Annotated in this window: 21 protein-coding genes; 8 read left to right on the forward strand and 13 right to left on the reverse strand. The window is 47.0% G+C overall.

Annotated features, from left to right (window positions below):
* Window positions 1–150: 150 nt before the first annotated feature.
* From pflB to V1224_14790, 5 genes are all read left to right on the forward strand, one after another.
* Window positions 151–2,190 carry a formate C-acetyltransferase gene (gene pflB / locus V1224_14770; GenBank protein ID WWR15716.1) on the forward strand — a complete coding sequence of 680 codons (2,040 nt, stop codon included), beginning with the start codon at window positions 151–153 and terminating at the stop codon, window positions 2,188–2,190.
* 31 nt (window positions 2,191–2,221) lie between these two features.
* Window positions 2,222–2,422 carry a hypothetical protein gene (locus V1224_14775; GenBank protein ID WWR15717.1) on the forward strand — a complete coding sequence of 67 codons (201 nt, stop codon included), beginning with the start codon at window positions 2,222–2,224 and terminating at the stop codon, window positions 2,420–2,422.
* A 26-nt stretch (window positions 2,423–2,448) separates the two neighbouring features.
* Window positions 2,449–2,694: an autonomous glycyl radical cofactor GrcA3 gene (gene grcA3, locus V1224_14780; GenBank protein WWR15718.1), complete on the forward strand. Its 246-nt coding sequence runs from the start codon at window positions 2,449–2,451 to the stop codon at window positions 2,692–2,694.
* A gap of 82 nt (window positions 2,695–2,776) precedes the next feature.
* Window positions 2,777–3,535, forward strand: coding sequence for a pyruvate formate-lyase-activating protein (pflA, locus tag V1224_14785; protein WWR15719.1), 759 nt, complete (start codon window positions 2,777–2,779; stop codon window positions 3,533–3,535).
* A gap of 147 nt (window positions 3,536–3,682) precedes the next feature.
* The gene (locus V1224_14790; protein ID WWR15720.1) at window positions 3,683–3,853 is read left to right on the forward strand and encodes a 4Fe-4S binding protein; all 171 of its coding nucleotides are present in this window, start codon (window positions 3,683–3,685) and stop codon (window positions 3,851–3,853) included.
* A 26-nt stretch (window positions 3,854–3,879) separates the two neighbouring features.
* On the opposite strand, the gene V1224_14795 is transcribed toward V1224_14790, so the two are convergent.
* From V1224_14795 to V1224_14830, 8 genes are all read right to left on the reverse strand, one after another.
* Entirely contained in the window at window positions 3,880–4,545 is a 666-nt protein-coding gene (locus V1224_14795; protein WWR15721.1) for a helix-turn-helix domain-containing protein, read from the reverse strand.
* Window positions 4,546–4,668: 123 nt separating this feature from the next.
* Window positions 4,669–5,997 carry a replicative DNA helicase gene (gene dnaB, locus V1224_14800; protein ID WWR17498.1) on the reverse strand — a complete coding sequence of 443 codons (1,329 nt, stop codon included), beginning with the start codon at window positions 5,995–5,997 and terminating at the stop codon, window positions 4,669–4,671.
* A gap of 27 nt (window positions 5,998–6,024) precedes the next feature.
* The gene (rplI, locus tag V1224_14805) at window positions 6,025–6,471 is read right to left on the reverse strand and encodes a 50S ribosomal protein L9 (GenBank protein WWR15722.1); all 447 of its coding nucleotides are present in this window, start codon (window positions 6,469–6,471) and stop codon (window positions 6,025–6,027) included.
* The gene (locus V1224_14810) at window positions 6,471–8,516 is read right to left on the reverse strand and encodes a DHH family phosphoesterase (GenBank protein WWR15723.1); all 2,046 of its coding nucleotides are present in this window, start codon (window positions 8,514–8,516) and stop codon (window positions 6,471–6,473) included. Before V1224_14810 ends, rplI begins: the two co-directional genes overlap by 1 nt.
* A 236-nt stretch (window positions 8,517–8,752) precedes the next feature.
* Window positions 8,753–8,980: a hypothetical protein gene (locus V1224_14815; GenBank protein WWR15724.1), complete on the reverse strand. Its 228-nt coding sequence runs from the start codon at window positions 8,978–8,980 to the stop codon at window positions 8,753–8,755.
* Window positions 8,981–9,033: 53 nt separating this feature from the next.
* Window positions 9,034–10,419: a 23S rRNA (uracil(1939)-C(5))-methyltransferase RlmD gene (gene rlmD, locus V1224_14820; GenBank protein WWR15725.1), complete on the reverse strand. Its 1,386-nt coding sequence runs from the start codon at window positions 10,417–10,419 to the stop codon at window positions 9,034–9,036.
* 78 nt (window positions 10,420–10,497) lie between these two features.
* Entirely contained in the window at window positions 10,498–11,448 is a 951-nt protein-coding gene (locus V1224_14825) for an HD domain-containing protein (GenBank protein ID WWR15726.1), read from the reverse strand.
* 135 nt (window positions 11,449–11,583) lie between these two features.
* Window positions 11,584–12,915 carry a trypsin-like peptidase domain-containing protein gene (locus V1224_14830; protein ID WWR15727.1) on the reverse strand — a complete coding sequence of 444 codons (1,332 nt, stop codon included), beginning with the start codon at window positions 12,913–12,915 and terminating at the stop codon, window positions 11,584–11,586.
* Between the two features lie 97 nt (window positions 12,916–13,012).
* On the opposite strand from V1224_14830, the gene V1224_14835 reads away from it, so the two are divergent.
* From V1224_14835 to V1224_14845, 3 genes are read left to right on the forward strand one after another with little or no spacing between them, the layout of a single operon-like run.
* The gene (locus V1224_14835; GenBank protein WWR15728.1) at window positions 13,013–15,385 is read left to right on the forward strand and encodes an endonuclease MutS2; all 2,373 of its coding nucleotides are present in this window, start codon (window positions 13,013–13,015) and stop codon (window positions 15,383–15,385) included.
* A 12-nt stretch (window positions 15,386–15,397) separates the two neighbouring features.
* Complete coding sequence (locus tag V1224_14840; GenBank protein WWR15729.1) at window positions 15,398–16,099, forward strand: response regulator transcription factor; 702 nt, start codon at window positions 15,398–15,400, stop codon at window positions 16,097–16,099.
* A 1-nt stretch (window position 16,100) separates the two neighbouring features.
* Window positions 16,101–17,528, forward strand: coding sequence for a HAMP domain-containing sensor histidine kinase (locus V1224_14845; GenBank protein WWR15730.1), 1,428 nt, complete (start codon window positions 16,101–16,103; stop codon window positions 17,526–17,528).
* A 50-nt stretch (window positions 17,529–17,578) separates the two neighbouring features.
* Here the strand turns inward: V1224_14845 and V1224_14850 are convergent, their stop codons facing one another.
* The 5 genes from V1224_14850 to V1224_14870 form a co-directional block, all read right to left on the reverse strand.
* Entirely contained in the window at window positions 17,579–18,073 is a 495-nt protein-coding gene (locus tag V1224_14850; GenBank protein ID WWR15731.1) for a tRNA (cytidine(34)-2'-O)-methyltransferase, read from the reverse strand.
* Window positions 18,070–19,257 (reverse strand): aminotransferase class I/II-fold pyridoxal phosphate-dependent enzyme, encoded by a 1,188-nt coding sequence (locus V1224_14855; GenBank protein WWR15732.1) that lies wholly within the window; start codon window positions 19,255–19,257, stop codon window positions 18,070–18,072. Before V1224_14855 ends, V1224_14850 begins: the two co-directional genes overlap by 4 nt.
* On the reverse strand, window positions 19,254–19,736 hold the full coding sequence (locus V1224_14860; protein WWR15733.1) for an Lrp/AsnC family transcriptional regulator: 483 nt from the start codon (window positions 19,734–19,736) through the stop codon (window positions 19,254–19,256). The genes V1224_14855 and V1224_14860 overlap by 4 nt, the downstream gene beginning before the upstream one ends.
* A gap of 55 nt (window positions 19,737–19,791) precedes the next feature.
* Window positions 19,792–20,778, reverse strand: a complete 987-nt coding sequence (locus V1224_14865; protein WWR15734.1) for an AIR synthase family protein — start codon at window positions 20,776–20,778, stop codon at window positions 19,792–19,794.
* A 72-nt stretch (window positions 20,779–20,850) separates the two neighbouring features.
* Entirely contained in the window at window positions 20,851–22,470 is a 1,620-nt protein-coding gene (locus tag V1224_14870) for a VanW family protein (GenBank protein ID WWR15735.1), read from the reverse strand.
* Window positions 22,471–22,532 lie beyond the last annotated feature (62 nt).

Below are 22,532 nucleotides of genomic sequence, written 5' to 3' on the forward strand. Positions count from 1 at the left end.
AAAATTTATAAAATTTTCATATTATTTACTGTTTTGTATACAAAAAAATACATAGCTCTCCTTGACGTTTTAGTCTTTTAGCACGTATAATATTTTTACAGGGTGAACAGTAGTTTTATCTAAAATAATATGATAGGAGGCTATTTCAAAATGAGACCAGAATGGAAAGATTTTGTAGGCGGAAAGTGGGACTCTGAAGTCAACGTTCGCGACTTCATCCAGAGGAACTATACTCCTTATGAGGGAGATGAGTCCTTCCTGGCAGACGCTACACAGAATACAAAAGATCTGTGGGCCATGGTACTTGATTTACAGAAAAAAGAACGTGAGGCAGGCGGTGTCCTTGATATGGATACCAAGGTCGTTTCCACGATCACTTCCCACGGACCGGGTTACTTAGACAAGAGCAAGGAGACGATCGTCGGCTTCCAGACAGACAAACCGTTCAAACGCTCTCTTCAGCCTTATGGTGGTATCAGAATGGCTGAGAAGGCTTGCTCTGACAATGGATATGAAGTTGATCCTGAGATCAGCGAATTCTTCTCCACACATAGAAAAACACACAACGCAGGTTGCTTCGATGCCTATAATGCTGAAATGAGAGCTTGCCGTTCTTCTCATATCATCACAGGCCTTCCGGATGCTTATGGTCGTGGCCGTATCATCGGTGACTACAGACGTGTTGCTCTGTACGGTATCGACTACCTGATTGAAGACAAACAGGCGCAGAAAGATTCCACAGGACGTGTGATGACAGATGATGTGATTCGTCTTCGCGAAGAGCTTTCCGAGCAGATGGTTGCTCTGAAGATGATGAAAGAGATGGCTGCTTCCTATGGCTGCGACATCTCCAAGCCTTCCACAAATGTACAGGAAGCAATTCAGGCCGTATACTTCGGTTATCTGTGTGCAGTAAAAGAGCAGAATGGTGCTGCTATGTCCCTTGGACGTACTTCTACATTCCTTGATTGCTATGCTCAGAGAGACCTCGCAAATGGCACCTTTACAGAAGAGCAGATTCAGGAATTTGTTGACCACTTCATCATGAAACTGCGTCTGATTAAGTTCGCACGTACCCCTGAGTACAATCAGATCTTTGCAGGCGATCCTGTATGGGTTACAGAGTCTCTTGCAGGTGTTGGTGTTGACGGACGTCACATGGCTACTAAGATGAGCTTCCGTTATCTGCACACACTGGAGAACCTCGGTGCAAGCCCGGAGCCGAACCTGACAGTTCTCTGGTCTACAAGACTTCCTGAGAACTTCAAGAAATACTGCGCTAAGATCTCCATCACGACATCTTCCATCCAGTATGAGAATGATGATCTGATGAGAGCAACTCACGGTGACGACTATGGTATCGCATGCTGCGTATCCTCCATGGTTATCGGTAAAGAGATGCAGTTCTTCGGAGCCCGCGCTAACCTCGCTAAATGTCTGCTGTATGCTCTCAATGGCGGTGTAGATGAAGTGACAAAGAAACAGGTTGGCCCGAAATATCGTCCTGTAGAAGGCGACGTGCTTGATTACGATGACGTCTATGCAAAATTCATGGATATGATGGAATGGCAGGCAGATGTTTATGTCAATACTCTGAATATCATTCACTACATGCATGACAAATACTGCTATGAGAGAGCAGAGATGGCTCTTCATGACAGAGATGTAAAACGTTATTTTGCAACAGGTGTTGCTGGTCTTTCTATCGTGGCTGACTCTCTTTCCGCAATCAAACATGCGAAAGTTGAAGTTGTTCGTGACGATGACGGCGTAATCGTTGACTTCAAGACAACCGGCGATTTCCCGAAATATGGTAACGATGATGATCGTGTTGACTCTATTGCACAGGATGTTGTTCATAAATTCATGACAGCAATCAGAAGACATCATACTTATAGAAACGGTGTACCTACAACTTCCATCCTTACAATTACATCCAATGTAACTTATGGTAAAGCAACAGGCAATACACCTGATGGACGTAAGAAAGGACAGCCGTTCGCTCCTGGCGCTAACCCGATGCACGGACGCGATACTCACGGCGCAGTCGCTTCTCTGTCTTCCGTATCCAAACTTCCGTTCAAGGATGCACAGGACGGTATTTCCAATACCTTCACAATCATCCCGGGAGCTCTCGGAAAAGAAGATCAGGTATTCGCAGGCGACATCGAGATCGATTTGAACAAATAAATTATGAATTCCAGGCAGGGAGGACAATGTAATGGATGACAAGCAAGTAGAAGAACTTGTAAAGATGCTGGACGCCGGTATGGCAAAGGGTGTCGGTCATGTAAATGTAGATACTGACGCCACGAGCGAAAAAGCTGCCACTGTTCAGACCATGGGATGTACGGATTGTTCGAGAACTCCTCTGGCATGCAGTGTGCCTACCCTGCATCAGGGTCTTGATGACTATCAATAATAAAAATCTTGAAGGAGGAATATAAAATGGCAGCAGTAAATACAGCCCAGGTAGACAATCTTGTATCTTTATTAGATGGTTATGCAACAAAAGGCGGACATCATCTGAATGTAAACGTTTTAAACAGAGATATGTTGCTGGATGCTCAGAAACATCCTGAGAATTATCCGCAGCTGACGATCCGCGTATCCGGCTATGCAGTTAACTTCATTAAACTGACACCGGAGCAGCAGGCAGATGTCATTTCCCGTACGTTCCACGAGAGCATCTGATCGCAGTATCATTTGTAACAGGTAATCAAACCCCTGGAATAAAATCCAGGGGTTTTGGTTTCTACGAAAGGAGAAGCTAAATATGAGTGGCAGAATTCATTCTCTGGAATCTTTTGGCACCGTAGACGGCCCTGGCGTCCGCTTCGTCGTATTCGTACAGGGTTGTCCGATGCGGTGCGCCTATTGTCACAATCCGGATACGTGGGAAATGAATGCCGGTACTGTTATGGAGGCTTCCGAGATTATTGAGCAATATGAAAGAAACGTCAGTTTCTATAAGGGCGGCGGTATCACCGTTACCGGCGGCGAACCTCTGATGCAGGTCAATTTTCTGATTGAATTATTTACACTTGCAAAAGAAAAGAATATCCATACATGCATCGACTCTTCCGGCATCGCTTTCACCCCACAAAACAGTAGCTGGATGGAAAAACTGGATCAGCTGCTCGCGCTCACAGATCTCGTAATGCTTGATATCAAACATATTGATCCGGAAAAGCATAAAGAGCTTACCGCGCAGCCAAATGATAAAATTCTTGCTTTTGCTGAGTACTTGTCCTCTAAGGGTATCGATATCTGGATTCGTCATGTTGTCGTTCCGGGCATCACTGACGATGATACTTATCTGTATCGTCTGGGATATTTTATCGGTGGTTTGAAAACGCTGAAAGCGCTCGATGTCCTTCCCTACCACACGATGGGCAAGCCCAAATATGAAAAACTCGGCATCCCCTATAAACTGGACGGGGTAGAAGCGATGGATAAAGATAAAGTGATTGAGAAAAAGCAGGTTATTTTAAACGGGATCAAGGCAAGACGGGCAGATGATGAAAAAGCCTGATTGCAACCTCTGATGCGCAATGAATGACAGGCATGTCACGCTTTTCCTGCATTTTCTACTTGTATTCATCATACATTTGTATTAAAATGTATGTAGCGATCAACCAACAGATCAAAAAGAAACCGGATTTTAAGGAGGATAATTATTATGGCATATGTAATTAGCGATGGTTGCGTAAGCTGTGGAGCTTGCGAAGGTCAGTGCCCTGTAGGCGCTATCAGCATGGGAGATACACAGTTCCAGATCGATCCCGACAAATGCATCAGCTGTGGTTCTTGTGCAGGTGCTTGCCCTACAGGTTCTATTTCTGAAGAATAATCACCGTCTTAATATGTGAAAAGCACTCAGAAAAATGAGTGCTTTTTTCTTTTTTCTTTCTTCTCTGCTTTCTCCCGTATCAATTCGTCAATTTTCTTGAAATGTTCTTCTTCGCGTTTCATCCTTTCACTTTCACGCGCTTCTTCCCGCTCTTCCTGCACGCGGAACTGATAATCTAATTCTTTTAAGACACTTTCCTTGATCTGTTCACAGAACTTCTCATTCCCCTCCTGGATCGCTTCCAACATCATATTTTTCAACAGTATCTGCAACCGGTAAGATTTGTCTTCTTTATTTTGTGTCTCTCTTTCTTTTACTGTATAGGTGTCGCTCAAAGTAATCGCCAGCCCTCCTGTCTCTCTCTTCGCAACAGTCTCAATTTCTCCCTTTTCATTCTCTTTCCTGTCAGCTATCATTGTCTCTTTTTCCTTGCCACCTTTTTCAGTTTCCATACGATTTGGTTCCTGCATTTCTTCTTTCAATGCCCGGCGTATTGCTTTGAGCTGAAATCCCTGCTCTTTCATCGACTTCACTCTCTTCAGGCGATTGACATCATCCGCCGTGTAATAACGGTGTCCCAGCTTGTTCCTCTTGATCGGCAGTTCCAGTTCATCTTCCCAATATCGCAGGACATGACTCTCTACTTCTACCTGTTTTGCCGCATCTGAAATCATGTACATTTTCTGTTCCATACTTTTTCCTCCTTATGATAATTTTCTCTGTTTCCAAACCGCCGCAGCGTATTGATACATTTTATAAAAACAAAAAGGACAGGCATCCTTTGCTTGTCCTCTTTCGTATGAAATATGTATTTTTTATTTCTGTATATTTGCGAATTTCGTGTAATCCGGCAGCCAGGCCAGATTCACCGTCCCGATTGGACCGTTTCTCTGTTTCGCGATAATAATCTCCGCCACGCCTTTAATATCTGTGTCTTTATTATAATAGTCATCTCTGTATATAAACATGACCACATCTGCATCCTGCTCTATGGCACCCGATTCACGAAGATCGGAAAGCATCGGTCTGTGATCCGGTCTCTGCTCCACCGCACGGCTGAGCTGTGACAATGCAATCACCGGAACATTCAGTTCCCGGGCAAGCGCTTTCAGAGACCGCGATATGTCAGATATTTCCTGTTGTCTGGAATCCGTACGGCCACTCCCTGACATTAACTGAAGATAATCAATGATAACAATCTTCAAATCATGCTCCAACTTATACTTCCTGCATTTTGATCGAAGCTCCGATATGCTGATTCCTGGCGTATCATCAATGATCAGATTCGACTTTCCGATAATACCGGCACTCTCAATTAGTTTTTCCCATTCCGTATCTGTCAGATTTCCGGTACGGATATGCTGAGAATCAACTTTTGATTCCAACGAAAAGAGACGATTCACAAGCTGCTCTTTTGACATTTCCAGACTGAAAACAGCAACTGTCTGGCTTTGCTTGAAAGCCATATACTGTGCGATATTGAGTACAAATGCCGTCTTCCCCATCGAAGGTCTCGCTGCTATCAAAATCAAATCGGAAGGCTGCATCCCGGCTGTTCTGTAATCCAGATCAATAAACCCTGTGGGAATGCCTGTCACCACTCCTTTATTTTTGGAAGCCATCTCAATCCTGTCCATAGCATTCATGACGATTTCCCGGATCGGCACATAATCGCTGCTGTTTCTTCTCTGTAGCAGATCAAAGACTCTCTTTTCCGTGTCTTCTAATATCGTCTCCAGATTTTCTTTACCGACATAGCAGGTATTGGCGATCTCTTCATTCAAACGGATCAGCTTACGCAGCGTTGCCTTTTCGGAGACGATGTTGGCATAATATTTGATGTTTGCCGATGTGGGCAGGCCCGTGATCAAGTCACGGATAAATTCCAGACTGCTGATCTCCGGAGGCACGTCTTTCTCTTTTAGCCGATCCTGTAATGTGACGACATCAACAGGTTTTCCTTCGTCATTCAGTTCAATAATCGCCTCAAATACGGCTCCATACTGCTTGCCGTAAAAGTCTTCTCTATGTAATAACTCGGCAGCTACGACGATGGCTTCCCGGTCCATGATCATGGAACCGATCACAGACTGTTCTGCCTCCACACTGTGGGGTAATACCCGTTTTAACAATGCCTCTTCCATTTCTGCCATAGTTCTCTTTTGCCTCTGTTACTCTTCCTGTACTTTTACTTTCAGCTTTCCTGTCACCTTCTGGTGAAGTTTAACCGCAACCTCATAAACGCCAAAACTTTTGATCGGCTCCCCAAGCTGTATCTTCTTCTTGTCAATTTCCATGCCACATTGCGCCTTCGCCGCCTGCGCGATCTCTTTGGTCGACACCGAACCAAATACTTTGCCGCCCTCGCCGGCTTTTATCTTAACGACCACTTCTTTTGTTTCCATATCCTTCGCAAAAGCCTGAGCCGCTTCAAACTGCTCCTGAGCAATTTTTTCTTTATTTGCCTTTTGCAGTTTTAAATCATTGAGATTTTTTGAGGTCGCCTCTACGCCGAGCTTTTTGGGTAAAATATAATTTCTGGCATAACCGTCATTGACCTCGATAATCTCTTCCTTTTTGCCGAGACTCTTCACATCTTCCAATAATATAATCTTCATTATAAATCGCCTTCTTCCATCATTCTGTCTAAAGTAGCTTTCATTATCGATACAGCTTCCTGTAACGAAATGTTTTCCATCTGCGCTCCCGCGATGTTCATATGACCGCCGCCGCCCAACCGTTCCATGATAACCTGTACATTGACTTCGTCAATCGAACGGGCGCTGAAATATATTTTACCCTGGAACTGCGTCATGACAAAGCTTGCCCTGATGCCTTTGATATTCATCAGTTCATTGGCAGCCTGCGCACCGATCACAGTAGGACTCTTTACGCCATCGCTGGAGCAGGTAGACAACGCATAACATTTTTTATAAATTTCCGCCTGTCTGACAACGTCCGCCCTTGTCTTGTATTCCATCGCATCTTCACGAAAGAGCTTTCTCACCCGGGTCACATCGGCCCCATTCCTGCGCAGATACGCCGCCGCCTCGAATGTGCGGACCCCGGTCTTTGTTGTAAAGTTGTTCGTATCAATGATGATGCCCGCATACATGCTGTCGGCCTCCTCGGCTCTGGGCCTGATACCATCCTTGATATATTGCAGGATTTCCGTAACCATTTCACACGCCGACGAAGCATATGGCTCTACATAAGACAAAGTTGCATTTTCTATTGTCTCCGAACCCTGTCTGTGATGATCGAGCACAACGATCGACTTGCATGTGTGCAGCAGTTCCGGACATTCCGTAATACTCGGCTTGTTGACATCTACAACGATCAATACCGTATTGTTTTCCGATGCCTCGATTGCCTGTGCACTGTTAATGATCAGATCTTCCTCATATTCAGGATTGTCCTGAAACATAGCAAGCAGAGGGCTGACCGACGTTGTAACATCATTGATTACAATATGTGCTTTTCTATTTAAAGATTTTGCGATCCGGTAGATACCGATCGCCGCCCCAAAGCTGTCCACATCTGCCATTCGATGGCCCATGACAAGTACTTTATCTTTTGAAGAAATGATCTCATTTAAGGCATGGGCTTTTACTCTCGCCTTAACCCGTGTATTTTTCTCTACCTGCTGGCTTTTCCCGCCATAATACGTGATAGAATCCGATGTCTTAACGACCGCCTGATCACCGCCCCGTCCGAGTGCGAGATCGATAGCGGCTCTGGAAAATTCATAATTTTGTGTATTGCTGAGCCCGTCCAACCCGATGCCAATACTCAACGTGACTGCCATTTCATTCCCGATATTGACCGTCTTCACATCATCCAGAAGATCAAATTTATTCTCTTCCAGGCAGAGAACGGATTCCTTGCGCAAAATAATAAAATACTTGTCCTTCTCCAGCTTCTTGGCAATGCCGTCCATCGAAGCGATGTATTTATTGACCATCCGGTCGATCAACGCAATCAAAAGAGAACGTCTGACTTCTTCCACACTTTCCAGTGCTTCCTCATAGTTATCCAGATAAATCATTCCCACAGCCAGAGACTGATTATCATTCTCCCTCAGAGCGATCTTCAACGCCGTTTCATCATACAGGTAAAGGGCGATCAGAAATCCTTTATAATTCGGTTCCTGAAAGATCTCACTGTTTACTGCCATATCCCGCAGGGAAATTTTTTTCATCTTTACCGTAAATTCACTGTCTTCAAATACCAGTCCCGTCTCCGTCTCTTCCTCCTCACCGGGGAGCCTGTCCTTTGTCAGTTCCGGAAAAACGGCGGTAATTGCTTTGTGATAGCCTTTTTCTTTATGTATTACTTTTTCGAATGCTTTATTCGTCCAGATGACCTTTCCGCCCTCATCCAACAGCGCATAGGGAATCTCCATTTCCCGCAAAAGTCGTTTCTGAATCTGTCCATACTGTGTCGCAAAGCTGATCAGCTCGTTCATAATAACCGGTTTGTTATAGAACATCAGCATAAAAATAACTGCAAAATAAACAATCAAAGCCCCTGTGAGCAAAAGACCTGAACGGTAATCCATCAGGTAAATACCAAAATTTATCAGTACGAGCCAAATACCAAGCAACATGGAACCCTGAAGATATAATCTCAGTCTTCCTTTTAGCTTAATCCTTTTTTTCATTATGTTACCTCTGGGCAGATACCTGTTTCGTTTCTTTCTATATCAAAATATATATCTATCTGCCAAAACAATATGCTATCATTATAGCATTTCTTTCTTCTAATTGCTATAACATTATGCAGCCAAATATAAGGAGATTTTGTCTGATAATGACAAATTCTGTCAGATATTGTGCGTTTTTATACGTGGTTTGTCGATGAAAAATCGGCAGGGGCAGGGAGGTGGATTAATGTCTTTTAGACAATGACATTATTATAACTCTTCTTCGCTGGCTCTAATGTCTGTATTTCTTCTGCAACTTGCTTTTTATTTTTACTGGATAATAATCTTTCATAAAAGAAGGAATTTATCTGACACCCTAGTTGTCTGGTACTCCATCGGGATTTTACAGCTTCCTGCATATAAAATTCTGGCATATTTTTCAAATTGGCAACAGTAAATCCTTTTCCAAAGTCCTGTGTCATATGCTTTGACAACTCTTCTAGCAAGCCTTTACCATACTCTGCTTTTACATTGATTACGCTGTCGGATTTTTGTGAGAAAGCATTACAACCGTCTCCACATGCACAGTCTGCGGAAACATGTCCACCGGCCTGACCCGTTGCAATTCATAACCGCCTTCACACAGTATCTTCAAGTCTCTTGCCAGCGTCGCAGAATCACAGCTCACATATACGATCTTCTGCGGGCGCATCTGCAGTATCGTCTCCAGGCATTTCTCATCACAGCCTTTGCGCGGAGGATCTACTACGATCACGTCCGCATGAATGCCCTCTGACGCATATTTCTCCGGAAGCACATTTTCTGCCTTCCCCACGATAAACTCCGCATTGTCAATTCCGTTGAGCCTTGCGTTTTCTCTGGCATCCTCGATCGCCTGCGGAATCACTTCGACTCCATAAACCCGGCCTGCCTTGCCGGCCATGAAAATGGAGATCGTGCCAATACCACAATACAGATCCCATACCGTCTCCGTACCATGCAGGTCCGCATATTCCACTGCCAGCTCGTACAGTTTCCTTGTCTGTACCGGGTTGATCTGGTAAAACGAAAGCGGAGAGATGGAAAATGTTATTTCCCCGATCTGATCTCTGATCGTCCTGCTGCCCCAGAGAGACACGACTTTCTCGCCCATAATCACATTCGTTTTCTCCCGATTGACACAATATGACACACTCGTCATACCTTTGATCCGAATCAGATCTGTTGTCAGTTCTTCCGCAAAGGGAAGACTCTGACCATTGATAATCAGGCAGACCATCAGCTCCCCGGTCGCAAATCCCTTGCGGATCAGTACATGGCGGATGAGCCCCCGGCCGCTACCTTCATCATAAGCCTCAACCTTATAGTTACGCATATAAGAAAGTACCGCCTCTAAAATCTCCCTGTTTTCTAAAGTCCCCAGCGCACAGTCCGTATTGGCAATAATCGTATGCGTCCTGCCCGCATAAAACCCTACTACTATGTCATTGTTTTTGTCTGTTCCAATCGGAAATTGTGCTTTATTGCGATAATGAAACGGCGTTTGCATCCCAATGATCGGTTCGATCTTCCGTTCAATCAGTTCTGCCGGAAACCCGCCCAGGCGGATGAGATTGTTTGCCACTTTCTTTGTTTTAAATTCCAGTTGTCTTTCATAAGAAAGCACTTGAATCTGACAGCCGCCGCACTGCTTATGAAAAGCACACATCGGCTCTACGCGAAAAGAAGAAGGTGTCACCACCTTCTCCAGTCTGGCATAACCATAATTTTTCTTCAGCTTTGTCACTCTGGCCTCTATGGTATCACCGATGACCGCGTCTTTGACAAAAAAGGGAAAACCTTCCGCCTTACCAATTCCCTGGCCTTCCGCACTCAAATCTTCAATATGTAAAAGGATAATATCATTTTTCTTATAAACCATTTTCCGCCTTCTCTTCGCACTATACCCTAATGTCACAGTTTGAACTGCTCTGCTTTTTCCCTGTTTTTCCTGTCATTCTTACTTTTCTTCTACCTGTGTCTTTTTTACATTAGACTCGAACAGGCGGTTAAAGCCAAGCCAGCCATCGCCCTGTGCATTTTTCAATATCTCGGTAAATGTCTGCATCTTTGCATCGGTATTGTCCGCAAAGTTGAGTGCAACCGCCTCTATGAGCGCCGGCTTTTTCGGGGAACCAAATTCATATTCTCCGTGATGCGCAAGAATACAGTGCTTCAGCTCGCTCTCCAGCTCTTTGGGAAATCCTTTCACTTCACGCACTTTTTCTCCGATCATTTCAGAACCCATCACAATATGTCCCAAAAGCTGTCCTTCATCCGTATAATCATTTTCCGGAAACAGGGAAAGCTCTCTTGTCTTCCCAATATCATGGCAGAGGGCGGCCGTCAGCAGCAAGTCTCTGTTCAACAGTGGATAGGCACTGCAATAGTATTCACACAGACCGGCAACCCCCAGAGTATGTTCCAGCAGGCCTCCGACAAAACCATGATGTACGGTTTTCGCCGCGGACGATTGTTTGAACGCCCTGACAAACGTTTCATCGTTTCTGAAAAATGCGTCCAATAACGCTTTCAGACTATTGTTGGAAACACTGTCAATGATCTTCAAAAGCCGGGCGTACATCGTCTCGATGTCCTGTTCACTGACCGGAAGGTAATTGCCCGCGTCATATTCCCCTTCCCTGCAGAGGCGCACCCGCTTGATATTTACTTGCAGCGCGCTCTGAAAGCTCGTCACTTCACCATAAACCTCAATATAATCCAGACTGCCAAACTCTTCGATTCCGGCATTGTTCGGATCCCATATTTTAGCATCAACCGTCCCTGTTTTATCCTGCAGGATAACATTCTCGTAGGCCTTTCCGTTCTTTGTCACCGCAGACTGCTTATGCTTACATAAATAAATGTCAAATACTCTGTCGCCTTCTTTATAGTCCTTGATATATTTCATCAATCTGATATTCCTTTCAAATGTTTTCCTCTGATCTGATGACGGCTGCTCTGCCCATGCCCGCCATGTCATCTGCCGCTTTTCAATCTTTCGACATTATATCATAACCCGTTCGAAATAGGAATCATATCCCCTTTATTTCAGTGTTCCCAACGTAATCTGAAGATTCATGGATTTATATTCTTCCTGATTTTTTCGCACTATCGTAATGCCTACCGTACTGTCCGCGATACATTCCGACAGCACGGAGATATATTCCTCATAACTTCCCACTTCTTTTCCATTCAGTCTCACAATGACATCGCCGCTTTGAATTCCTGCCTGCATGGCTGGGGAGTCCATCTCGATCCCTGTCACATATGCCCCAAAAGGAACCTGCAGATTCTCGTTTGCCTCCTCCGTCACATCTGTGCCATAAATTCCGATATACGCCTGCTCAATTCCATTGGAAAGACGCTCAATCGTATTCTTTAATTCTGAAATGCCAAATGCCGCAATCATATTTTTCATCTGCGAATCATTATAATCCTGTTCGATAATGCCGATGATCTGGCCCTGAAGATTTACGAGTACCCCTGTGCTGCTCTGACTGCCGTACATATCTGTGGTGATCAGCTTATATTTCGAATCTACCGTATTTAATGTATTTCCGCCGGAGGTGACTACCCCATACATAATCGATCCGCTCATACCCGCAGGACTGCCAAGCGCGATCACCGGACTGCCGGTCAAGGCCGCATAATTCGAACTGCCAAGATTGGCGGTCGTAATTCCATCGAGAACGTCGCTGCCAAGCAGCTTACTGTCAATACTGAGCACCGCCAGGCCGGTGATCGGATCTGTCATTTTGATCTCCGCCTGCACCTGCGTATCCTCGCAGAACGTCACATTGATCGTCTCCACTGTTTTTAACGGCTCCGCATCTGTCAGGATCAGATACTCCCGGTTATTGCTGGCGACAATGACGCCGGTCGTCTGCCCTTTGCTTTCATACGTGTTGTCAAACCAGTCTTTGTCAGACGTCACTCCCGTGACCGTCACAAGACTTTTGGAGACTTCCGCAGCCAGCTCCTGCATTTCCCGAAAAGTTTTCCGGTAGCGGTTCAGCTCATCGTCCTCCTCTTTTGGGATAATCTCCGGCCTTTCCTCTTTTTCCTGCTCCTGTTCCAGCTCCTCGTCGTCCAGCGCCATATCCTCCGGCAGCATCTCCTCCGTCTCCGGCGGAAACGTAATATTTTCCGCAATTTCTTCCGGATACAGCCAGTTACTGAACACCGGTTCCAATATGAGCACCGTCAGGCAGGCCACCAGGCCAAATAACACTGCCATGGAAGCGGTGATGATCGTACGCCGCAGCAGCTTTTTTTTATTCAGAGGCCGTTCTTTGATCTGCTCTTTGATAAAATCATATTGGGGAATCCCGGCCTGTTCCGTTTGTTGTTCTGTTTCTTTTTGCTGTTCTGTCATCTCCGTCTCTCACTTTCTGTCTTTCAGTATAGACGATGGCGGGATGACTGACAAGGTTTTTGTTTCCTCCCCGCGCCATTCGTGTTATAATGGCGGCATGAATAAAAAAGTATTAAAAACATTAGAATTTCATAAGATCATTCAAATGCTGACCGAACTGGCAACTTCGCAGCCAGGGAAACAATTATGTGAACGTCTGCTGCCCTCTTCCGATCTGTCGGACATCATTCAGGCACAGACCGAGACAGAAGACGCTCTGAACCGACTCTTTAAAAAAAGCGCGCCTGCCTTTTCCGGCAATCAGGAATTGACACGTATGCTCAGAAGTCTGGAAATCGGCGCTTCCCTCTCCGCGGCCGAATTGCTGAAAATCGCTTCCCTGCTGGAATGCACGGCCCGCATCAAAGCATACGGCAGGAATGAAAGAGATGAAGAGACAGCGGATTCTTTGACAGAACGCTTTCATCTGCTCATTCCTCTGACCCCGTTGGTAAATGAGATCCACCGCTGTATCCTGGAGGAAGATACCTTCGCGGACGATGCCAGTCCTGCGCTGCGCCGGATACGCAAGAGCCAGGCCAGCGTCAACGATAAGATACACAGCCAGCTCACGGGAATGGTAAACGGTTCCTGCCGTACGTATTTGCAGGATGCCGTGATTACAATGCGCGGAAACCGCTACTGCATCCCGGTGAAATCAGAATACAAATCGCAGGTTCCGGGAATGGTACACGATCAGTCGTCAACCGGTTCCACCCTTTTCATCGAGCCGGCTGCCGTCGTGTCTCTGAACAACCAGCTAAGAGAGCTTGAACTGCAGGAGCAGGAGGAAATCGAGGAAATTTTGCGTACCCTCTCCGCAATGGCGGCAGAACACGCCGCCGAGCTCCTCTCCAATCAGAATATTCTCACAGAGCTTGATTTTATCTTTGCCAGAGCGGCTCTCGCATTGTCTCAAAATGCCACAAAGCCGATATTTAATGAAGATCATGTAATCCGCATCCGCAAAGGGCGGCATCCGCTTCTGGATAAAAAGGCGGTCGTCCCCATCGACATCCATCTGGGTGACGACTTTGACCTTCTTGTCATTACCGGGCCAAATACAGGCGGCAAGACAGTCTCTCTGAAAACAGTGGGATTGTTCACATTGATGGGACAGGCCGGACTGCACATTCCCGCGCTGGACCGCTCCCAGCTTTCTGTTTTCCAGGAAGTCTACGCCGACATCGGAGATGAACAGAGTATCGAGCAAAATCTCAGCACGTTCTCTTCCCATATGACAAACACCGTGCGCATTCTGGGACAGGCGGACGAGAACGCGCTCTGTCTCTTCGACGAGCTCGGGGCAGGCACGGATCCGACCGAAGGTGCAGCGCTTGCCATTGCCATCCTCAATCATCTCCATGACCGGGGAATACGAACGATGGCTACCACCCATTACAGCGAATTAAAGGTTTATGCCCTTTCCACACCCCACGTGGAAAATGCCTGCTGTGAATTTGATGTGGAGACGCTGCGTCCTACTTACCGGCTGCTGATCGGTATTCCCGGCAAGAGCAATGCGTTCGCTATCTCTTCCAGGCTGGGCCTGCCGGATGCTATCATCGAACAGGCCCGGGCACAGATCGATGAGGAAAAAGAAACGTTTGAAGACCTGCTGACTGACCTGGAAAACAGCCGTGTCACGATCGAGGCTGAGCGGGAAGAAATCGCTGCCTATAAGCAGGAGATCAGGACGTTAAAGGAAAAGCTGCAGACAAAACAGGAAAAGATAGAGGCTTCCCGCAATAAGATTCTGCAGGAAGCGAACGAACAGGCAAGAGAGATTCTGCAGGAGGCAAAAGAGATCGCAGACGAAACGATCCGCTCCTTTCAGAAAGCCGGTCCTGGCGCTTCTATGAAAGATCTTGAAAAAGCCAGACAAAAAGTGCGGGGAAAAATCTCGGAAAAGAACGAAAAGCTGTCCATCCCCAAAAATGACACTCATGTCAGTGGTTTGAAACCAAATCAGGTCAAAAAAGGAGACGCCGTGAAAGTTGTCTCCATGGGGCTTCGGGGTACCGTGAGTTCCCTGCCCGACAAAAAGGGCAATTTATTCGTGCAGTGCGGTATTATCCGTTCCCAGGTCAACATCACTGATCTCGTGCTGATCAATGAAGAGACAATCACTGCCCCTGCCCTGCAGAGGACAACGACAAGCGGCATGAAAATGTCTAAATCTGCAGCCATTTCCACGGAGATCAATCTCCTCGGAAAGACGGTAGATGAAGCTATGGCTGTCCTCGACAAATATCTGGACGATGCATATCTGGCACACCTGCCAAGCGTCCGTATCGTCCATGGCAAAGGTACCGGAGCGCTCCGCAGCGCTGTCCACAGACAGTTAAAGCGAATGAAAACGATTAAAGAATTCCGTTTGGGAGAATTCGGTGAAGGAGACGCAGGCGTCACAATCGCCACTTTTAAATAAAGGAGACAACGGATGGTAAACAGACAGAAAATTTTAATTGTCGACGATGATAACAATATTGCGGAACTGATTTCCCTCTATCTCACAAAAGAATGCTTTGAGACGACAATCGTCAACGACGGGGAGTCCGTGCTCCCCGCTCTTGACACGTTCCGGCCCAATCTGATTCTTCTCGATCTGATGCTTCCTGGCATCGATGGGTATCAGGTATGCCGTGAAGTGCGTGCAAAATCCAATCTGCCTATTATCATGCTCTCTGCCAAGGGGGAAATATTTGATAAAGTACTGGGACTGGAGATGGGCGCCGACGATTATATGGAAAAGCCTTTTGATTCCAAAGAACTGGTGGCAAGGGTCAAAGCCGTGCTCCGACGGTTCAAAGCTGTGCCTGTGCCCTCGGAAAATTCGGACATCAAGTGCGTGGAATACCCGGATCTCGTTGTCAACCAGACCAATTACTCTGTTGTATACATGGGACATTCTGTCGAAATGCCGCCAAAGGAACTGGAACTTCTCTATTTTCTTGCTTCCTCTCCCAACCATGTCTTTACACGGGAACAGCTTCTCGATCAGATCTGGGGCTATGAATATGCCGGAGATACAAGAACGGTCGATGTGCATATTAAACGGCTGCGGGAAAAGATCAAAGATCATGCCTCCTGGAGACTGGCCACAATCTGGGGAATCGGTTACAAATTTGAGGTGAAGAACTGATATGCGCAAAACTCTCTACCTGAAATTTCTGCTTGCCTATGTCATCTTCGGATTTTTCGGATTTATTTCTGTGGCTACTTTTGTATACAGTATGACACTGGAAAATCTGAAGCGGGAGCGGGCGGATTCCCTCTATAAAGAGGCGACTCTGATCGCCAATACGTATGCCTCCGACCTGTACAACAATCAGGCCTCTCTTGACGCTGTCAAAACCCAGCTTGACGCGCTCGACACATATCTGTCATCCACGATCTGGATTATCAATCCCTCGGGACGGATTATTCTCGATTCCTCTGCCCCGATGGACTTCGACAATCCGATTATTGTCGAAAATTTTGACCCTACCATTACGGCAGGCTCTTATTATATTGTCGGCGATTTTTTCCAATATTTCGCAGAGGACACTTTGAGTGTGTTTGCACCGATTACATCTAATTTTAAAGTGAGCGGATATGTTGTCATCCACACACCGATGAATAAGATCGAACAATCTGCGGAAAGTCTGCTCAATATTTCATACATTTTGCTGATCATTATGTTCCTGCTGTCTATGATCATCCTTTTTTTCTTCACAGAAATCGTATATGTACCACTGCGGAAAATCACATACGCGACAGAGCAATATGCCGCCGGAAACATGCACTATGAGTTCCAGGTAGACAGCGACGATGAGATGGGCTACCTGGCCGCCTCTCTTTCCTATATGGCCAGCGAGATCGCCAAGAGCGAGGACAGCCAGAAAAAGTTTGTCGCCAACGTCTCTCACGATTTCCGTTCCCCCCTGACTTCCATCAAAGGCTATCTGGAAGCGATACTCGACGGCACGATTCCACCGGAGATGCACGAAAAATATGTACAGATCGTTCTCAATGAGACGGAACGTCTGGCCAAACTGACAAATGGGCTGTTACAACTAAACAATATGAATACAAAAGGAGTCATCCTCAGCCGCACCGACTTTGATGTCAATCAGATGATTCGCAATACTGCCGCCACCTTTGAAGGCATCTGCCAAAACAGAATGATCGGCATTGAACTTGTGCTCACCGGAGAGCAGCTCAGCGTTCATGCCGATCAGGATAAAATCCAGCAGGTATTATACAACTTGCTGGATAATGCGATTAAATTCAGCCATAATGACTCTATCATCAAAATTGAGACGACCGAGAAAAGCAGTAAAATACTGATCTCTGTCAAAGACAGCGGTATCGGTATCCCCAAAGACAGTCTGAAACTGATCTGGGATCGTTTCTATAAGACAGACCTCTCCCGTGGCAAAGATAAGAAGGGCACCGGACTGGGACTTTCCATCGTCAAGGAGATTATTCATGCCCACGGTGAAAATATTAACGTTGTAAGCACGGAGGGCGTGGGTACGGAATTTATTTTTACTCTGCCCAAGGTAGACGATGATGACGACGAGACATAGCAGGTACCGCTCCTGTCTCTCGCTCATCTCACTTATTTCCACCTGTTTTCTCATGCTTTCCAGTCGAGTCGGTGTAACTGCCCTCTCTGCTGCATTTTCATAAAATTATTTTGCCGGAGGGCCTCATAAAGCACAATCGCCACAGCATTGGACAGATTCAGAGAGCGTATCCCGTCCAGCATCGGAATGCGGATGCAGCTCTCTGAATGCTCCACGAGTATCTCTTCCGGAATCCCGGCACTCTCTTTGCCAAACATCAGGTAATCATCCGCCGTGAATGTCACCTCACTGTATACCCGCTTCGCTTTCGTCGTCACATACCAGACTCTTCCTCCCGGATTCTGCTCCAGAAACGTTTCATAATTCACATACCGTCTGACATCCAGATGTTCCCAGTAATCCATACCGGCCCGCCTGATTTCCTTTTCACTGAGCCGAAAACCAAGCGGTTCAATCAAATGCAAGGCGGCCCCTGTGGCAACACAGGTCCGCCCGATATTTCCCGTATTCGCCGGAATTTCCGGCTGATGTAATACAATATTCATGACTTTGAACCACTCTGTTTTTCCGCCCGCAGTCTACTGATGAAGTGTTCCAGTCTGCCGATGGCTAACTTCAGATTATCCAGAGAATAAGCGTAGGAGATACGCAGAAATCCCTCTCCGCTGTCACCGAACGCCGTGCCCGGCACGACGGCCACTTTTTCTTCTTTTAACAATCGCTCCGCAAATTCCTCACTCGTCATGCCAAACTCTTTGATACAGGGGAAGACATAAAAAGCGCCATATGGCTCGAAGCACTCCAGCCCCATATTGCGAAACGCATACATCAGATAACGGCGTCTCTGATTATAAGCCTCCCGCATCTGCTGCACATCTTCGTCTCCATTTTTAAGAGCCTCCACCGCAGCATACTGGCTTGTCGTCGGCGCGCACATAATCGCAAACTGATGAATCTTTATCATCTGCTCGATAATCTGTTCCGGCCCGCAGGCAAAGCCAAGACGCCATCCTGTCATTGCAAACGCTTTGGAAAACCCGTTGATCAGTATCGTCCTCTCCTGCATACCGGGGATACAGGCAATCGAAACATGGTCTCCCTTATAAGTCAGTTCTCCGTAAATCTCATCGGAAATCACAAAGAGATCTTTCTCGATGATAACTTCTGCGATCGCCTCCAGATCCTCTCTCTCCATAATGGCACCGGTCGGATTATTGGGAAACGGCAACACCACGACTTTTGTCTTGTCTGTCACCGCCTCACGGAGTTCCTGCGCAGTCAGGCGAAACTCATTCTCGGCCTTTAAATCAATGATGACCGGAACCGCATCTGCCAGTATGGCACAGGGCTCATAGGACACATAGCTCGGCTGCGGGATGATCACTTCTTCGCCCGGATTGATCATCGCACGGAGCGCAATATCAATCGCCTCCGAACCGCCTACCGTCACCAAAACTTCCTTATTGTAATGATATGTAATGCCCAGCTTTCTCTTCAAATAATTCGAGATCTCAATTTTCAGCTCTTTCAGCCCTGCATTGGACGTATAAAATGTACGTCCCTTCTCCAGGGAATAGATGCCTTCGTCCCGAATACGCCAGGGCGTGTCAAAATCAGGCTCACCTACGCCAAGAGAGATCGCATCCTTCATCTCACTGACAATGTCAAAAAATTTCCGGATGCCGGATGGCTTCAGCGAAACCGTTTTATCAGCTAACGGATTTCTCATGGTGTGATCTTCTCCCTTTCGTCTTCATATTTTTTTGCCAGAATGGTGCCGTGGTCTTTATACTTTTTCAAAATAAAGTGAGTCGCCGTACTGAGCACATAGTCCAGAGTAGACAGCTTATCGGAGACAAATCTCGATATATCCCGGAGATTTTTACCATCCAGGATCACAAGCAGATCATAGGCACCGGAAATGAGATAAACCGCCCGCACTTCCGGATATTTATAGATTCGTTCCGCGATACTGTCAAAGCCCTGCCCTCTCTGCGGCGTCACCCGTACCTCGATCAGAGCCGTCACAATATCAATCGAAGTCTTTTCCCAGTCAATCAATGTATGATACCCGCAGATAATGCCTTCTGATTCCATCGCTGCCAATTCATTTACAACGTCCAGTTCCTCCACGCCAAGAAGGACTGCCAGCTCTTTTAAGTCAATACGGCTGTTCCTCTCAATAATTGCCAGTAATTGTTCTCTCATATCTCTTCTCACTTTCTTACTTTTTGGTCGACCGGTTCCGATCGCTCGATTCCAGTCATTCTATCACTTTATACAATTCGTCTGATTTCGGCGGCTCCAGGTAACGGCGTTCCTCTCCATTTATAATCACTCTGTCGTTCCCTTCCCGTATTTTTCCGATGACGGCCGCTGGAATCTGCTCCCGCTCCAGCTTCCTCACGAGGTCAAAACCGTCGTCCGTCACCATGAGCAGACTGCCGCTGGAAATCAACTCATAAGGATTAAGTTCAAAAAATTCACAGATTTCTATCGTCTCCTGTCTGACAGGTATTTTTTTCAAGTCGATCTCAAGTCCAACGCCCGAGCTCTCCGCAACTTCCCAGAGCGCGCCGAATATCCCGCCCTCCGTCACATCGTGCATTGCCGTGACGTCGGACTTTCCGGCGGTAGCGGCCTCCGGTACAATACTCAGAAACCGGTCAAATGCCCTGGCCTCCGCAATCAGAGCAGAAGGATACCGCATACGCAGCTGTGCTTCCTTCTCCTTCGCCAGGATTGAGGTTCCTTCCAGTCCCGCCCACTTAGACATCACAATGTCCTGTCCCGGTCTGGCTCCCTTCGTCGTGATGATCCGCTCTCTCTTTGCCTTTCCCACTCCTGTCACGGTCAGCACCGGCTTGTTTACCGCTCTTGTGATCTCCGTATGTCCGCCTGCAATCTGTACATGCAGCCGGGCACAGGTCTCCTCCATCTGTCGCATCAGCTCCCGGATCTGTGGCTCCTCAATCGTCTCCGGCAACAGGGCCGACACAAAAAGCGCTACTGGCTCCGCTCCGGAACTGGCAAGGTCATTGACTGTGATCTGCACAGCAAGGACACCCGCATCTTCTGTCGCTCCGGTGATCGGGTCTGTTGATACAACAAAGACCTCATCCTCTGCCAGAGACAAGATGGCGCAGTCTTCCCCTACGCCTGCGCCAACTAAAATCTCATCTCTCTTCGTGTGAATTTGATTCAAAACAGAACGCTTCAGTACGTTCTCTGATACTTTTCCTACTTTCATAACCGTAACCTGCCCGGGTATCTCCTGTCGCACCGCCTCTTCCGGCATTTGTGGCGATTCTTTTTCCCGCACTTACTGTACCGGTGCTGCTACGCCTGTATTGTCCGCAGGAGGTGTCGCCTCCGGTGTCTGCGCCGCATCTCCTGTCGCCGGCACTTCCGGTGCAACAGGCGGCACTACACCTTCCGGCAGTGTACCGTCTCCGGGTATCACTGGTGGTACGATCGTTCCGCCCAGAGTCGTATCTCCCGCTTTCAGAGCTGCTGCAACTCCTTTGATATGGTCGATATTGTTGGTGGCAATCGCATCCTGTATCAACTGCGCCGCTACCGGGTCCGCAGTCGCGGTACCTACCGTAGCTGTTCTTGGCACCATCTTATAGCTACTGCTGTTTACTTCTTCACGGCTGACTTCCTGCCCGTTTTCTTTCGTCACTTTCCAAAGTTTCGCGCTCCTGCCCACATGGACGGACTGTACTTTCACATAACCGATCGGCATCCCTCCGTCTGCGATGACAGCATCCGAATCCGGCCTTGTCTCAGAAAGGATTTCGCTCTCGAAGCTGATCGTACGTCCCGGATCTCTTGTCTCCACACCATAGATTGTAAACGTGATCTTTTTATCTTCCGTATGTCCCTCGATATAAATCGGGTACTGCGTATTGTTGACAAATTTAAAATCTTTACCCGCGCTCTCCGCGATGGCCGCATCAGCGGAAGGCTGTACATAACTGACTTCCATGGAATGATTATGACGCTCCGTCACTTCCAGCTCTGACAACAACACTGCGTTATACAACGTCGTCGAAACCTGACAGATACCGCCGCCAAGACTTTCCACTACCATTCCGTTCAGATACGAGCCTGCCAGATGATAACCGTTCTCCTCCGAAAATGGGCTCACTTTCTCATACGCTGAAAATTCCTCTCCCGGATACAGCGTCGTCTCATTGATCAGACTGCAGCCGTTGGCCACATTGGCACTCCGGTCCGCCCCCGATGTACTGTAACTCGTCGTAAACGTGCCCAGCACGTCCTTGACCTGCTCCAGATCTTCCTTGTTACCTCTGGGCTCATCTGTCACTACGACGAGATCGACCTCTGCGGCGCTCTTATTCCAGCCGCCCTGCAGAAATGACGTCAGCGCTTCCACGGAAGCTGCAACATCTACTTTCTCACCGGTCTGGCCGCCCTCAATGATAAACTGGCCGTTCTCTCTGCGCAGATGCGCGTCCTCTGCCTGCACATCGAACTGTGTGCATTGTTCCGTGAGCAAGGTATTAACTTTATTGCTGTCAAAAGCAAGCGCAATCTCATATTTCTTTGTATTGCGCTCAAGGTCTTTTAACGCCTTATAACGTTTGATAATATTACCCTGTTTCCCGAGTCCAAACGCATCGTCCAGCACTTCCTGATTTTCCCAGGCAATTCCCATATCGCCGGCTGTCACCGTCACCTGATTGCCGCCCACCGCATTCAGCGTAATCGGCACCTCTTTCAGACTGTCAATATAGGTCTGCACGGCTGCGCTGGCCTCTTCTTTTGTCATTCCCGACACATCAATGTCTCCGATAAAAATGCCGTTATGAATGTAATCTTCACCGTTCTCACTCGCCTTCACACTTGCCTGAAGTACAAAGATGCAGGCCACTGCCGCCACGATACCCGCTGCGGCACATATCCATTTTTTCATATTCTCACCCTCTGAATTGACATTCTCCTATGTTATGCAATAAAATAAGTTAGTATTGGCAA

Source organism: Lachnospiraceae bacterium JLR.KK008 (assembly GCA_037015955.1).
Taxonomy (GTDB): domain Bacteria; phylum Bacillota; class Clostridia; order Lachnospirales; family Lachnospiraceae; genus VSOB01.